Annotated in this window: 14 protein-coding genes; 9 read left to right on the forward strand and 5 right to left on the reverse strand. The window is 69.4% G+C overall.

Annotated elements, in window-relative coordinates; all coding sequences use genetic code 11:
- Nucleotides 1–34: 34 nt before the first annotated feature.
- Both ACF1GV_RS03070 and ACF1GV_RS03075 read left to right on the forward strand, forming a co-directional pair.
- Complete coding sequence (locus ACF1GV_RS03070; RefSeq protein ID WP_391677224.1) at nucleotides 35–529, forward strand: MerR family transcriptional regulator; 495 nt, start codon at nucleotides 35–37, stop codon at nucleotides 527–529.
- On the forward strand, nucleotides 526–1,542 hold the full coding sequence (locus ACF1GV_RS03075) for an aldo/keto reductase (protein ID WP_391677226.1): 1,017 nt from the start codon (nucleotides 526–528) through the stop codon (nucleotides 1,540–1,542). Before ACF1GV_RS03070 ends, ACF1GV_RS03075 begins: the two co-directional genes overlap by 4 nt.
- A gap of 27 nt (nucleotides 1,543–1,569) precedes the next feature.
- On the opposite strand, the gene ACF1GV_RS03080 is transcribed toward ACF1GV_RS03075, so the two are convergent.
- The 3 genes from ACF1GV_RS03080 to ACF1GV_RS03090 all read right to left on the reverse strand — a co-directional run bounded on the left by ACF1GV_RS03080 (nucleotide 1,570) and on the right by ACF1GV_RS03090 (nucleotide 4,440).
- The gene (locus ACF1GV_RS03080; protein ID WP_391677228.1) at nucleotides 1,570–2,415 is read right to left on the reverse strand and encodes a DUF4429 domain-containing protein; all 846 of its coding nucleotides are present in this window, start codon (nucleotides 2,413–2,415) and stop codon (nucleotides 1,570–1,572) included.
- 66 nt (nucleotides 2,416–2,481) lie between these two features.
- Nucleotides 2,482–3,699 (reverse strand): alpha/beta hydrolase, encoded by a 1,218-nt coding sequence (locus ACF1GV_RS03085; RefSeq protein ID WP_391677230.1) that lies wholly within the window; start codon nucleotides 3,697–3,699, stop codon nucleotides 2,482–2,484.
- Nucleotides 3,700–3,780: 81 nt separating this feature from the next.
- Complete coding sequence (locus tag ACF1GV_RS03090; RefSeq protein ID WP_391677232.1) at nucleotides 3,781–4,440, reverse strand: TetR family transcriptional regulator; 660 nt, start codon at nucleotides 4,438–4,440, stop codon at nucleotides 3,781–3,783.
- 112 nt (nucleotides 4,441–4,552) lie between these two features.
- Here ACF1GV_RS03090 and ACF1GV_RS03095 point away from each other — a divergent pair, with 112 nt between their 5' ends.
- Nucleotides 4,553–6,175, forward strand: a complete 1,623-nt coding sequence (locus ACF1GV_RS03095) for an MFS transporter (protein WP_391677234.1) — start codon at nucleotides 4,553–4,555, stop codon at nucleotides 6,173–6,175.
- 310 nt (nucleotides 6,176–6,485) lie between these two features.
- Entirely contained in the window at nucleotides 6,486–6,797 is a 312-nt protein-coding gene (locus tag ACF1GV_RS03100; protein ID WP_391677236.1) for a small hydrophobic protein, read from the forward strand.
- A 122-nt stretch (nucleotides 6,798–6,919) separates the two neighbouring features.
- Here the strand turns inward: ACF1GV_RS03100 and ACF1GV_RS03105 are convergent, their stop codons facing one another.
- Together ACF1GV_RS03105 and aceE are read right to left on the reverse strand one after the other, a co-directional pair.
- Nucleotides 6,920–7,657 (reverse strand): potassium channel family protein, encoded by a 738-nt coding sequence (locus ACF1GV_RS03105; RefSeq protein ID WP_391677237.1) that lies wholly within the window; start codon nucleotides 7,655–7,657, stop codon nucleotides 6,920–6,922.
- Nucleotides 7,658–7,760: 103 nt separating this feature from the next.
- Nucleotides 7,761–10,508 carry a pyruvate dehydrogenase (acetyl-transferring), homodimeric type gene (gene aceE / locus ACF1GV_RS03110; RefSeq protein ID WP_391677239.1) on the reverse strand — a complete coding sequence of 916 codons (2,748 nt, stop codon included), beginning with the start codon at nucleotides 10,506–10,508 and terminating at the stop codon, nucleotides 7,761–7,763.
- Between the two features lie 431 nt (nucleotides 10,509–10,939).
- Between aceE and ACF1GV_RS03115 the strand changes: the two genes are divergently transcribed.
- From ACF1GV_RS03115 to ACF1GV_RS03135, 5 genes are all read left to right on the forward strand, one after another.
- On the forward strand, nucleotides 10,940–11,377 hold the full coding sequence (locus tag ACF1GV_RS03115; RefSeq protein ID WP_361631961.1) for a DUF3052 domain-containing protein: 438 nt from the start codon (nucleotides 10,940–10,942) through the stop codon (nucleotides 11,375–11,377).
- Nucleotides 11,378–11,506: 129 nt separating this feature from the next.
- Nucleotides 11,507–11,965 carry a peroxiredoxin gene (locus tag ACF1GV_RS03120; RefSeq protein WP_391677241.1) on the forward strand — a complete coding sequence of 153 codons (459 nt, stop codon included), beginning with the start codon at nucleotides 11,507–11,509 and terminating at the stop codon, nucleotides 11,963–11,965.
- Between the two features lie 132 nt (nucleotides 11,966–12,097).
- On the forward strand, nucleotides 12,098–12,673 hold the full coding sequence (locus tag ACF1GV_RS03125; RefSeq protein ID WP_116151371.1) for a calcium homeostasis/redox stress adaptation protein: 576 nt from the start codon (nucleotides 12,098–12,100) through the stop codon (nucleotides 12,671–12,673).
- A gap of 108 nt (nucleotides 12,674–12,781) precedes the next feature.
- A complete protein-coding gene (locus tag ACF1GV_RS03130; RefSeq protein WP_363268526.1) occupies nucleotides 12,782–13,360 on the forward strand; it encodes a TerD family protein in 579 nt (192 codons plus the stop codon).
- Between the two features lie 48 nt (nucleotides 13,361–13,408).
- The gene (locus tag ACF1GV_RS03135) at nucleotides 13,409–14,554 is read left to right on the forward strand and encodes a DUF475 domain-containing protein (protein WP_391677243.1); all 1,146 of its coding nucleotides are present in this window, start codon (nucleotides 13,409–13,411) and stop codon (nucleotides 14,552–14,554) included.
- The last annotated feature ends 13 nt before the right edge of the window (nucleotides 14,555–14,567 follow it).

Consider the following 14,567-nt stretch of genomic DNA (forward strand, 5'->3'; position numbering starts at 1 on the left):
TTGGAGTGCACTCCAAGGCCATAGCGTGGGGGTCATGACGGTGATGCAGACCACGGTCACGGCCATTCAGGAGGCCGAGGACACAGCCACCCGAACGAACATCTGCTCCGCCCCGCCCCCGCGGCACCCCCGCCCCGACGGGCAGGACCGCTACACGATCAGCGAGGTCGTCGCCTTCACCGGCCTGACCGCCCACACCCTGCGCTGGTACGAGCGGATCGGACTGATGGACCACATCGACCGCTCGCACACCGGCCAGCGCCGGTACAGCAACCGCGACCTGGACTGGCTCGACCTCGTCGGCAAGCTGCGGCTGACCGGGATGCCGGTCGCCGACATGGTCCGGTACGCGCAGCTCGTGCGCGAGGGGGACAGCACGTACGCCGAGCGCCACGAGCTGCTCGAGGCGACCCGCCAGGACGTCCTGGCCAGGATCGCCGAGCTGCACGACACCCTCGCGGTGCTCGACAGGAAGATCGGTTTCTACGCGGAGGCCGGACGGCCCCGCGAGGCGGAGAGGACACGATGACCGACCCCAGGATCCCCACGGCACGACTCGGCGACCACGGCCCCGAGGTCGGCGTACAGGGGCTCGGCTGCATGGGCATGAGCTTCGCCTACGGCCCCACCGACGCCGAGGAGGCCAGGGCCACCCTGGAACGGGCGCTGGACCTGGGCGTCACGCTGTACGACACGGCGGACGCCTACGGCGACGGCGACAACGAGCGCTTCCTCGCCCCCTTCGTCAAGGCGCACCGCGACGACCTCGTCATCGCCACCAAGTTCGCCCTGTCGATCCCGCCGGACGACCCGACGAAGCGGATCATCCGCAACGACCCGCCCTACATCCGCCAGGCCGTCGAAGCGAGCCTGAAGCGCCTCGACGTCGACGTGATCGACCTGTACTACATGCACCGGCGCGATCTGAACGTACCGATCGAGGACAGCGTCGGCACCATGGCCGAGCTGGTGCGCGAGGGCAAGGTCAAGCACCTGGGCCTGAGCGAGGTCACCGCCGACGAGCTGCGCGCCGCGCACGCCGTCCACCCGATCGCGGCCGTGCAGTCGGAGTGGTCGCTGTTCAGCCGGGACATCGAGGCGAAGGTGGTGCCGGCCGCCCGCGAGCTGGGCGTGGCCCTCGTGCCGTACTCCCCGCTCGGCCGGGGCTTCCTCACCGGCGCCTTCACCAGCGCCGACAAGGACCTCGGTGCCGACGACTTCCGCCGTCAGCAGCCCCGTTTCACCGGCGACAACGCCACAGCCAACGCGGCCCTGCTGAGCCCGGTCCGCACCGTGGCCGCCTCTCACGGCGTCTCCCTCGGCCAGGTCGCCCTGGCCTGGGTCCAGCAGCAGGCGGCCGTCCACGGTCTCCCGGTGATCCCGATCCCGGGCACGCGCAAGCGGAGCAGGGTGGAGGAGAACACGGCGGCGACGAGGATCACGCTGACGGACGAGGAGCTGTCCCTGCTCGACCCGATCGCGGCGAAGGTCGCCGGCGACAGGTACGCGGACATGACGTTCACGTCGGCGGGCAGGGAGTAGCGGGGACACCCGCGGACGAGAAGGCGCCTACAGCTCGGAGAGCAGTTCCGCCTTCTTCACGGAGAACTCCTCGTCGGTCACCAGCCCCGCCTGATGCAGTTCCCCGAGGTGCCGGATCCGCTCGGCGATATCCGCAGGGTCACGCCGAGCGGCCGGCACCGACACCGCCGGCCGGCGGTCCCGCACCGCGGTCAGTACGGCGGCCGCGAACGGCAGCGATTCGTGCACGGGCCCGTACCCCAGTCCGAACACGACCGCGGCCGGATCCTGATCCGGGGGGACGGATGCCCCGGTGTCGCCGTCCCTCGGTATCAGCCGCAGGTGCCCCTCGAAGACCTCGGGGGAGCGCCATTCCACCCCGCTGAGGCCGTCCACCGGAAAGCTCTGATCGCCGGCCTTCCACTTCGCCGACGACGCACCCGTCCACGACCAGCGGAAACGGACCGTCGTCCCGTCGAAGGACGCCTTCGCGTCGTACGCCTTGAACGCCCGCGGCGGTCCCGGCGCCTCGATCAGGAACCGCCCGGCCGGGCCGGACTCGGTCAGCAGGCCGCGCAGCTCGTCGGCGTAGTACTCGGCGAGCGTCTCCTTCTCGGCCGGCAGCACCAGCCGGTAGGGGTCGCCGGCCTCCTTCAGCTGACCGTCGGCCGCCTCCAGCAGCGGATCGGCCCCGGGCCGCGGCACGGCACGCAGTACGACCGTGCCCCGTTTGCCGGGCGTCAGCGTCACCGACTCCAGCGCCGCGAGCGGGACGCGCCGCTCGCCGAGCGCCTGGAACAGCTTCGGTGTTCGAATCCCCCGTTCGTAACGGATGAGCACGGAGTCGGACTCGAACTCCCAGGCGGCATGAAATCCGGCCAGTACGTCACCCATGCGGCTCATCGTAAGCGGCTCCGCTTCTTCGGCCCATCCCCCCGCAGACCGCACTTCCTGCTGTCTCTACGCGCGTCCGGCCATCGAGGCACCGGACAAACCCACCCGGCAGGCGCCGTCGTCGTCACCGCAACTCACCGAGTCATATGCGCCGACGCCGATGTCGGCGAAGTTGCGCAGGCTGTCCGTGCCGGGTTCGAAGTAGCCCGCGTGTCCGTCCGCGTCCCGCGCCGACAGCACCCGCGCGCCGAACGCCGACGACACCGGGTCCGCGCCGTGGCCGAGACCGCCGAACTCCAGATACGGCACGTCCTGGATCCAGTCGGTGGCGTCCCGCATCGCCCACACCCGGGCGGAGGTGCCCAGTTGTGCCGCCTTCGTCACCCGCATGCCGGGGCTGCCCGCCACCGCGATGTCGGACACCCGGCCCGGCAGCGTGTGCGCGGCGACCCCGCACACCACGGAGCCGTAGCTGTGGCAGAACAGCGAGACCGGCGAGCGTCCGGGCAGCGCGCGCACCAGCGCGTTCAGGCGTACGGCGCCGTCCTGGGCGCGCATCGCGGTCGCCGAGTCGATGCCGAGGCCGGCGGGCGCGGTGTAGTCGGCCCAGGCGATGACAGCCGTACGGGTCGACGGGCTCGCCGCCCGCTCGGCGGCGTACAGCGAGCCGGCCATGCCGACCGGGGCCGAGTATCTGCGGTAGGTGCGCTGGAAGGTGGACAGGTCGGTGTCCACGCCGGGGACGATCACCGAGATGCGCTCGGCCTTGTCGAGGTCGCCGAAGACCTCGGCGGCGCGGCCGGAGCCGTCCGGGTCGAAGGCGAGGATCTGCCGCCCGTCGCGCAGCATCGACTCGTACCGGTGCATCCGCTTGCCCGCCGCCTGCTGCCCGGCCCTGCTGAGCCGGGTGTCGTGCATGCGCTCGCGCTCGGTGCTCGCGGCCTGCGCGAGCGCGACGCGGTTGGCGTGGTAGCGCAGCTGGGCCGGGGCGCCGTTCATGTTGCCGACGGCGAGCGGATAGCGGCGGGCCAGCGAGGCGCGCTCCTGCGCGGTCAGCGAGGTGAAGAACCGCGTGAGGCGGGCGGGGCCGGCGGCCGGGTCGGGAAGCCGGTGGCCGTGCACCCGGCCGTGCTCCCAGTCCGAGAGCGACGCCTGCAGCGCGGTGCTCTCCGGCCCGTGGCGCAGGGCCGTCCAGCCGGTGGTCGCCAGCATCACGAAGACGACGGCCAGCGCGAGCAGCGTGCGCCAGACGTTCAGGTGTGGGGAGGTGTCGAAGGAAGTCACTGGGAGGACACACTAGGAGAACGAGAGGGTCTCGCGTGAACCGAGTGACGGGGATCACGTTTCGTGAACGCGCCGCGGGGTTCAAGTGGCGCGCCAGTGACCCCTGATGGCCGGGCCCACCTGATCGAGGTACCGGGCGGTGAGTTCGCGCATCGCCTCCACGCTGCCGTCCTCGCCCACGCTCCACTGCCGCTCGGTGACCCTTATCACCCCGCCGAAGACGGCCACCACGAGCCGCGGCCGCGGGTCGGCGTCCACGTCGATGCCCTCACGGTCGGCCAGCACTCGCGCGATCTTCTCCTCCGTCTCGGCGGAGCGGCGCAGATGCGCGGCGAGCAGCACCGGGGTCGACTCGATCATCCGGTACATGCGCAGGTACAGCTCGACCGGGACGACCGCCTCGATGGACTCGCCGATCCGGTCCCAGCCCTCCACGATCGCCTGGCGCAGCGCCTGCATCGGCGTCTCGTGCGGCGGGCGGCCGCGCACGGCCTCCAGGAAGTAGGCCTCCGTCATGGCCTGCAGGGCGAGGGCGGCGTCCTCTTTGCTCGCGAAGTAGCGGAAGAAGGTGCGCTGCGAGACGTCGACGGCCTCGGCGATCTCGTCGACGGTCGTCTGCTCGTAGCCCTGGGTGGTGAACAGCTCCAGGGCGGCCCGCACCAGTGCGTCCCGGGTGCGCTGCTTCTTGATCTCGCGCAGCCCCGGCCGCGGTGCCGTGCGCGGGGTCCCGAGCGTGCCCACAGTCCTCCTTCACAACGGTTGCCCCAGTTCAGGCTATCCGTCAGTGTCGTGTCAGTTACCGACTTGTGAATTCGTTTGTCAATTGTCAGTGACTGTCACTAGCCTCGAACACATGACTAGTCAGATCACCCTCGACAAGACGGGACCGGGGGACGGCGGCCCGTCGGACGCGTCGGGGCAGGCGCCGGGCGCCAGCGGCCTGCGCGGCCATCCGTGGCTCACCCTCATAACCGTCGCGGTCGGCGTCATGATGGTGGCCCTCGACGGCACGATCGTGGCCATCGCCAACCCGGCGATCCAGAAGGACCTCGGCGCCACGTTCCAGCAGGTGCAGTGGATCACCAACGGCTACTTCCTTGCCCTCGCCGTCTCGCTGATCACGGCCGGCAAGCTCGGTGACCGCTTCGGTCACCGGCAGACCTTCCTGATCGGTGTCGTCGGCTTCGCCGCCGCCTCGGGTGCGATCGGCCTGTCCGACTCCATCGCGCTCGTCGTGACCTTCCGGGTCTTCCAGGGCCTCTTCGGCGCGCTGCTGATGCCGGCCGCGCTGGGCCTGCTGCGGGCGACCTTCCCGGCCGAGAAGCTCAACATGGCGATCGGCATCTGGGGCATGGTCATCGGTGCCTCCACCGCCGGCGGCCCGATCCTCGGCGGTGTGCTGGTCGAGCACGTCAGCTGGCAGTCCGTGTTCTTCATCAACGTGCCGGTCGGTGTCCTCGCCCTGCTCCTCGGCCTGCTGATCCTGCTGGACCACCGCGCCGCCAACGCCCCGCGCTCCTTCGACATCCTCGGCATCGCCCTGCTGTCGGGCGCGATGTTCTGCCTGGTCTGGGCGCTGATCAAGGCCCCCGAGTGGGGCTGGGGCGACGGGAAGACGTGGCTGTTCATCGGCGCGTCCGCACTCGGCTTCGGCCTCTTCGCCCTCTGGGAGACGAAGGTCGCCGAACCGCTCATCCCGCTGAAGCTGTTCCGCTCGGTGCCGCTGTCCGCGGGTGTGGTGCTGATGGTCCTCATGGCCATCGCCTTCATGGGCGGCCTGTTCTTCGTCACCTTCTACCTGCAGAACGTGCACGGCATGAGCCCCATCGACGCCGGCCTGCACCTGCTGCCGCTCACCGGCATGATGATCGTCGGCTCGCCGCTGGCCGGCGCGCTGATCACCAAGCTGGGCCCGCGCGTCCCGCTCGCGGGCGGCATGGCCGTCACCGCGATCGCCATGTACGGCATGTCGACGCTGAAGGTGGACACCGGCAGCGGTCTGATGTCGCTCTGGTTCGCCCTGCTGGGCCTCGGCCTCGCCCCGGTCATGGTCGGCGCCACCGAGGTCATCGTCGGCAACGCGCCCATGGAGCTGTCCGGCGTCGCCGGCGGTCTCCAGCAGGCCGCTATGCAGATCGGCGGCAGCCTCGGCACGGCCGTGCTGGGCGCCGTGATGGCCTCCAAGGTGGACAGCGACCTTCCCGCCAACTGGAAGGACGCCGGCCTGCCGCCGCTCACCGGCCAACAGCTCGGCCAGGCCTCCGAGGCCGTCCAGGTAGGCGTGGCCCCGGTCCCGCCGGGCACCCCGGCGCAGATCGGCGAGAAGATCGCCGGCGTCGCGCACGACACCTTCATCTCCGGCATGAGCCTCGCGTCGCTGGTCGCCGCCGGCGTGGCCGTGGTCGCGGTCTTCGTCGCCTTCCTCACCAAGCGCGGCGAGAACGCCGACGCGGGTGCGGGTGCGGCCCACATCTGACAAATCGTCAGGAAAGTTCGCTCATCAGGGTGACAGCGCGGAGGATCCCGCCCCTCCGGCGCCGGGCACACGTCACATTGGGTCAAGCCCTCCGGTACGGCACGTTCTCCGGGCATCCTCGCCCGGCATGTGCGCGCCCCCTCCGGAAGGCGGCCCCGGGCGTCGCCGCGCTGCCGGAGGGGGACAGCGCGCCGACGCCCGGGTCTTTTCTTGAAATCCGAACTCCCGGCGGCATGACCGCGCCAAGCCGGGTTACCCGAAGCGACAGAACCCCGATGCACTCCAACTTACCCCGGGGTTCTGGGAGTTGATGATGACGAGCTTCGGCGACGGAACGCGCGGATACCCCCGGTCACGTGGCCGGATGTGGTCACGGACCGGGCCGGACCGCGCGACGCTCGGAATCATCGGAGCCGTCTGCGCGGTCGCCGGTTTCTTCACCCTGGGGATCGTCCTCGGTCCCGCGGCGATGGCCTGCGGATGGCTCTCCTTGGGCCGCACCTGGTCGGGCGCCTCCCGCCAGACCCCGGCCCTGGTCGCCTTCGTGCTGGGCGCCATCGACACGCTCCTGGCCCTGCTGTGGCTGATCGGAGCGACCACCCCGGGCAACGGTCTGCTGTAACCGGGGACAAACCGGGAGCGAACCGGCGAAGAAAGCCGGGGAGGAACCGGAAGGAAAAGGGAAGGACCCCTGGCACCGGCCGGGGGCCCACCCCTGCGCGGACGGCCGCGACGGCCACCCGGTCATCCGCGCCCCGACAGCTCCCGCAACTCCGCGACCTCCGCACGCAGCGCCCGGACCTCCTGCGTCAGGGACTCGATCGCCTCCGTCTGGCGCCGCTCCTCCACGTCGTCCTTCTCGAACCGGGCGATGAACCACGCCGCGATGTTCGCCGTCACCACACCGAGCAGCGCGATCCCGGACAGCATCAGCCCGACCGCGATCAGCCGCCCCAGTCCGGTCGTCGGCGCGTGATCCCCGTACCCCACGGTCGTCATCGTCGTGAACGACCACCACAGCGCGTCACCCAGCGTCCGGATGTTCCCGTGCGGGGCCGACCGCTCCGCCGACAGCACCGCCAGCGAGCCGAACATCAGCAGCCCGACGACCGCCCCGACGACGTACGTGGTGAGCCGGATCTGGTTCGCCATCCGCGCCCGCCGGCCCACCAGCAGCAGGGTCGCGACGATCCGCAGCAGGCGCAGCGGCTGCAGCACCGGCACCACGACCGCGCACAGGTCCAGCCAGTGCCTGCGCACGAAGCGCATCCGGTCGGGGGCGAGCACCAGCCGGACGAGATAGTCGGTGGCGAACGCCCCCCACACCACCCACTCGACCACCGTGCAGGCGTAGGTCACGGGCCGCCCGGCGGAACCGTCCACGATGGGCACGGCGTAGGCGACGGCGAACAGCACGGCGAGCGCCAGCAGCGGCCGCTGGGTGCGCTGCTCCCAGCGGGTCTGCGCCGTTTGTGCGTCCATGCCACGCATCGTAAAGAACCCGTAAGGGCGGTGGAGACTCGAGCTCCACCGCCCTCAGGTCCGGCGGAGCCCCGAGCCCCACCGCGCCTCGCCGCGGAAGGGGTTACGCGTCGCCGCCCGCCGCCCCCGGGTCCGCCGCCGTGACGTCGAGCAGCTGGTACCGGTCGACGGCCTGCTTGAGCACCGACCGGTCGATCCTGCCCTCACGCGCCAGCTCGGTCAGCACCGCCACCACGATCGACTGCGCGTCGATGTGGAAGAACCGCCGGGCGGCGCCCCGGGTGTCCGCGAAGCCGAACCCGTCCGCGCCGAGGGACTGGTATGTGCCCGGCACCCACCGCGCGATCTGGTCCGGCACCGACCGCATCCAGTCGGAGACGGCCACGAACGGCCCCTGCGCCCCGGACAGCTTGCGCGTCACATACGGCACGAGCTGCTCCTCCTCCGGGTGCAGCAGGTTGTGCTGCTCGCAGGCCACCGCCTCGCGGCGCAGCTCGTTCCAGGAGGTCGCCGACCACACATCGGCCTTGACGTTCCACTCCTCGCCGAGGATCTTCTGCGCCTCGATCGCCCAGGGCAGCGCCACGCCGGAGGCCATGATCTGCGCCGGGATCGAGCCGGCGCTGCCCTCGGCGAACCGGTGGATGCCCTTGACGATGCCCTCGGCGTCCACGTTCTCCGGCTCGGCCGGGTGCTGGATGGGCTCGTTGTAGACGGTGAGGTAGTAGAAGACGTCCTCGCCGTGCGGGTGCTCCTCGGAGCTGCCGTACATCCGGCGCAGCCCGTCCTTGACGATGTGCGCGATCTCGAACCCGAAGGCCGGGTCGTACGCCACGCACGCCGGGTTCGTCGAGGCCAGCAGCTGCGAGTGGCCGTCGGCGTGCTGCAGCCCCTCACCGGTCAGGGTCGTACGCCCGGCGGTCGCGCCCAGGACGAAACCACGCGCCAGCTGGTCGGCCATCTGCCAGAACTGGTCGCCGGTGCGCTGGAAACCGAACATCGAGTAGAAGACGTACACCGGGATCAGCGGCTCGCCGTGCGTGGCGTACGCCGAGCCCGCCGCGATCAGCGACGCCGTACAGCCCGCCTCCGAGATGCCGTCGTGCAGCATCTGGCCGGTCGGCGACTCCTTGTAGGCGAGCAGCAGCTCGCGGTCCACGGACTCGTACTGCTGGCCCAGCGGGTTGTAGATCTTCGCACTCGGGAAGAAGGAGTCCATGCCGAACGTGCGGTACTCGTCCGGCGCGATCAGCACGAAGCGCTTGCCGAGTTCCTTGTCCCGCATGAGGTCCTTGAGCAGCCGTACGAACGCCATGGTCGTGGCGATCGACTGCTGACCGGAGCCCTTCTTCACGGTCGCGTACGTCTTCTCGTCCGGCAACGACAGCGGCTTGGAGCGCACGAGGCGGGTCGGGACGTACCCGCCGAGCGACTTGCGCCGGTCGTGCATGTACTGGATCTCCTCGGTGTCCCGCCCCGGGTGGTAGTACGGCGGGGGCCCGCTCTCCAGCTCCTTGTCGGAGATCGGCAGGTGCAGCCGGTCGCGGAAGCCCTTGAGGTCGTCGACCGTCAGCTTCTTCATCTGGTGCGTGGCGTTGCGGCCCTCGAAGTTCGGGCCCAGCGTCCAGCCCTTGATCGTCTTGGCCAGGATGACCGTCGGCTGGCCCTTGTGCTCCTTGGCCGCCTTGAACGCCGCGTAGATCTTGCGGTGGTCGTGGCCGCCGCGGCCCAGGTGCAGGATCTGGTCGTCGGTCATGTTCTCGACCATCGCGCGCAGCCGGTGGTCGTCACCGAAGAAGTGCTCGCGGATGTAGGCGCCGGACTCGGTGGCGTACGTCTGGAACTGCCCGTCCGGCGTCGTGTTCATCCGGTTGACCAGCACACCGTCGCGGTCCTGGGCGAGCAGCGGGTCCCAGGTGCGGTCCCAGATGAGCTTGATCACGTTCCAGCCGGCACCGCGGAAGACCGACTCCAGCTCCTGGATGATCTTGCCGTTGCCGCGCACCGGACCGTCCAGGCGCTGCAGGTTGCAGTTCACCACGAAGGTCAGGTTGTCCAGGCCCTCACGCGCGGCGATGGACAGCTGGCCGAGCGACTCCGGCTCGTCCATCTCGCCGTCGCCGAGGAACGCCCACACGTGCGAGCCCGAGGTGTCGGCGATGCCGCGCGCCTCCATGTAGCGGTTCATGCGCGCCTGGTAGATCGCGCCGATCGGGCCGAGGCCCATGGAGACCGTAGGGAACTCCCAGAAGTCCGGCATCGAGCGCGGGTGCGGGTAGCTGGACAGGGCGTTGGGGTACTTCGACTTCTCCTGGCGGAAGCCGTCCAGCTGCTCCTCGGTGAGCCGGTCGAGCAGGTACGCGCGCGCGTAGATGCCCGGCGAGGCATGCCCCTGGAAGAAGACCTGGTCGCCGCCGTCGCCCTCGTCCTTGCCGCGGAAGAAGTGGTTGAAGCCCACGTCGTAGAGCGAGGCGGAGGAGGCGAACGTGGCGATGTGCCCGCCGACGCCGATGCCCGGGCGCTGGGCGCGCGAGACCATCACGGCCGCGTTCCAGCGGGTGGCGTTGAGGACCTTGCGCTCGATCTCCTCGTTGCCGGGGAAGAACGGCTCGTCCTTGGTGGCGATCGTGTTGACGTAGTCCGTGCTGCGCATCTCGGGCACGGCCACGCGCTTCTCGCGGGCCCGCTCGATCAGCCGCAGCATCAGATAGCGCGCCCGCTCCCGGCCGCGCTCGTCGATGGCGGCATCGAGCGAGTCGAGCCACTCCTGGGTCTCTTCTGGGTCGAAGTCGGGGACCTGACTCGGAAGGCCGCCAATGATGATCGGGGTGCGATCGGATCCGGGAGCCACGCTGATCCTTACCTGTCGAGGGACCTGTCGAAAGGAACCTGTCCACCTGGCCGTGTTGCCGCCGCCCCCATCGTCCACCCCGGGTGGGGCGCACGTCATCTCCGACGCCGTCACTACCGCGAGGTAATCCGAGGGTCGGCCGGGGTGGGAAACTCATTCGAGTCTCGTACCCACGCGTGGTTCCCAAACGCCCAAAGGGGGCAGAAAGGTGTGGTGCGCATCACCCGGGTCTGAGATCCTGTGCCGTAAGTTGCGGCGACACGGCCTGGAACGTCACCGTTTCGGCGGTCCGAACCGCCGGGTACTTGCGCGATCCGTCCCGCCCGTGTGGACTACGGCCAATGCTTCGCGCACGCGCGTGGCTGAGAAATCCCCCAAGCTCTTGAGGAGCAGGGGGTACCCCCGACCAAGACATGATCAGGAGGCAACCCGTGAGCGCGACCGCGGACCACGCGGAGGAGCGGACGAACCCTGCCGGCAGGCTGGGGTTCCAGCCCGGGCAGGTGGTCCAGGAGATCGGCTACGACGACGACGTCGACCAGGAGCTCCGCGAGGCCATCGAGGAAGCCATCGAGGGCGACCTGATGGACGAGGACTACGACGACGTGGCCGACGCCGTTGTGCTGTGGTTCCGTGACGACGACGGCGACCTGACGGATGCGCTGGTGGATGCCACCACGTACATCGAGGAGGGCGGGGCGATCCTGCTCCTCACGCCGAAGACCGGCCGTTCGGGATACGTCGAGCCCAGCGACATCTCGGAAGCCGCCACCACGGCAGGGCTGACGGCGTCCAAGAGTGTCAGCGTGGGCAAGGACTGGAGCGGCAGCCGGCTTGCCACGCCGAAGGCGGCCAAGTCGAAGCGATGAACCAAGTGCCCGGGCGGGCCGGCCGACGCCGGCCCGCCCGCAGGCCTGCCGTCGCCCCCAGGTGATCGCCTCGTAGGGTGGAACCGAGCGTTCTCACCCGAACAGCGCACCGAAAGGGACGTAACGACGATGGCGATCCAGGTCGGCGACAAGGCCCCCGACTTCGAGCTGAAGGACAACCACGGCCGGACCGTGAAGCTGTCCGACTTCCGCGGCAGCAGCAACGTCGTCCTGATCTTCTACCCGTTCGCCTTCACCGGCGTGTGCACCGGCGAACTGTGCGAGGTCCGCGACAACCTGCCGCAGTTCTCCGACCGCGACACCCAGGTGCTCGCCGTCTCCAACGACTCCATCCACACCCTGCGCGTCTTCGCCGAGCAGGAGGGCCTGGAGTACCCGCTGCTCAGCGACTTCTGGCCGCACGGCGAGGCCTCCCGCGCCTATGGCGTCTTCGCCGAGGACAAGGGCTGCGCGGTGCGCGGCACCTTCGTCATCGACAAGGAGGGCGTCGTGCGCTGGAGCGTCGTCAACGCCCTGCCCGACGCCCGGGACCTGAGCGAGTACGTCAAGGCCCTCGACACCCTCTGATCCGGGCCGACACCCGGCGATTGTTGCTCTCCAGGGCCTGCGGGGTGCGGGAACCCGTTACTAGGATCGGTTCGTTGATCCGATGTCACAGCACGACGGGGCTCCCCGCCCCCGAACACCAATGGAGGACTCGTGGGAGTCAGCCTCAGCAAGGGCGGCAACGTATCGCTGACGAAGGAGGCCCCGGGCCTGACCGCGGTCATCGTCGGTCTGGGCTGGGACGTGCGCACGACCACCGGCACGGACTTCGACCTCGACGCCAGCGCGCTGCTGCTGAACAACTCCGGCAAGGTCGCCAGCGACCAGCACTTCGTCTTCTTCAACAACCTCAAGAGCCCGGACGGCTCCGTGGAGCACACGGGCGACAACATCACCGGTGAGGGCGAGGGCGACGACGAACAGATCAAGATCAACCTCGCCGGCGTCCCGGCGGACGTCGAGAAGATCGTCTTCCCGGTGTCGATCTACGACGCCGAGAACCGCCAGCAGTCCTTCGGTCAGGTCCGCAACGCCTTCATCCGCGTCGTCAACCAGGCGGGCGAGCAGGAGATCGCCCGGTACGACCTGAGCGAGGACGCCTCCACCGAGACGGCGATGGTCTTCGGCGAGCTCTACCGGCACGGTGCCGAGTGGAAGTTCCGCGCCATCGGCCAGGGCTACGCCTCGGGTCTGCGCGGCATCGCGCAGGACTTCGGCGTGAACGTCTGAGCCGCAGACACACCCGCCTGAACGTCACCGTCCGGCGCCGCGCGGTTTGCGCGCGGCGCCGGACGCGCAGGACCACCACACAGGCACCACCAGGGGAGGACCAGCATCATGGGCGTCACGCTCGCCAAGGGGGGCAACGTCTCCCTGTCCAAGGCCGCACCGAACCTCACCCACATCATGGTCGGACTCGGCTGGGACGCGCGCTCCACCACCGGCGCACCGTTCGACCTCGATGCCAGCGCCCTGCTGTGCGGCGCCGGCAACCGGGTGCTGGGCGACGAGTGGTTCGTCTTCTACAACCAGCTCAAGAGCCCGGACGGCTCGGTGGAGCACACCGGCGACAACCTCACCGGTGAGGGCGAGGGCGACGACGAGTCGATCCTGATCGATCTCGCCAAGGTCCCGGCGCACTGCGAGAAGATCGTCTTCCCGGTCTCCATCCACATGGCCGACGAGCGCGGCCAGACCTTCGGCCAGGTCTCCAACGCCTTCATCCGTGTGGTCAACCAGGCGGACGGCCAGGAACTCGCCCGCTACGACCTCAGCGAGGACGCCTCCACCGAGACGGCCATGATCTTCGGCGAGGTCTATCGCTACCAGGGCGAATGGAAGTTCCGAGCCGTGGGGCAGGGGTACGCGTCGGGGCTCCGGGGCATCGCTCTAGACTTCGGGGTCAACGTTTCGTAAAGCCGAGTACGGCGCGGGGGAGACCCGTACCTACGGATTGGGTAGCCAGTGCTTCTGAAAACCTTCGGCTGGTCGTTCGCGATTACCGCGCTCGGCCTGGTCGCTGCGGTCTTCTACGGGGGGTGGGAGGCCTTCGGCGTCGTGGCGATCCTCTCCATCCTCGAGATCTCGCTGTCGTTCGACAACGCGGTGGTCAACGCCGGAATCCTGAAGAAGATGAGCGCCTTCTGGCAGAAGATCTTCCTCACGGTGGGTGTCCTCATCGCCGTCTTCGGCATGCGGCTGGTCTTCCCCGTCGTCATCGTCGCGATCAGCGCCAAGATGGGCCCCCTGCAGGCCGTCGACCTCGCGCTCAACAACAAGGACCGCTACCAGCAGCTGGTCACCGACGCCCACCCGGCGATCGCCGCGTTCGGTGGCATGTTCCTGCTGATGATCTTCCTCGACTTCATCTTCGAGGACCGGGACATCCAGTGGCTGCGCTGGATCGAGCGGCCGCTGGCCAAGCTCGGCAAGGTCGACATGCTGTCGGTCTGCATCTCCCTGATCGTCCTGCTGATCACCTCCTTCACCTTCGCCACCCACGCCCACCAGCACGGCGGCGCGCACGCCGACAAGGCACAGACGGTCCTCATCGCCGGCATCGCCGGCCTGATCACCTACATGGTGGTCGGCGGCCTGTCCGGCTACTTCGAGGACAAGCTGGAGGAAGACGAGGAACGCGAGCACGAGGAGGAGGAAGAGGCCGCCCGCACCGGCAGGAAGCGCTCCCCGGTCACCCTGGCCGGCCAGGCCGCGTTCTTCATGTTCCTCTACCTGGAGGTCCTGGACGCGTCCTTCTCCTTCGACGGCGTGATCGGCGCGTTCGCCATCACCAACGACATCGTCCTGATGGCCCTCGGCCTCGGCATCGGCGCGATGTACGTCCGCTCGCTGACCGTCTACCTGGTCCGCCAGGGCACCCTCGACGACTACGTCTACCTGGAGCACGGCGCCCACTACGCCATCGGCGCCCTCGCTGTGATCCTCATGGTCACCATCCAGTACGAGATCAACGAGGTCATCACCGGTCTCGTCGGCGTCGTGCTGATCGCCTGGTCCTTCTGGTCCTCCGTGCGCCGCAACAAGGCACTCGCGGCGGCCGGGGGAGACGCGGGCTCCGACGACAAGACGGAGGTCCCCTCCGGGGTGTGACGACCTCCCCGGC

Source organism: Streptomyces sp. NPDC014006, from assembly GCF_043088925.1.
In the GTDB taxonomy this organism is placed as follows: domain Bacteria; phylum Actinomycetota; class Actinomycetes; order Streptomycetales; family Streptomycetaceae; genus Streptomyces.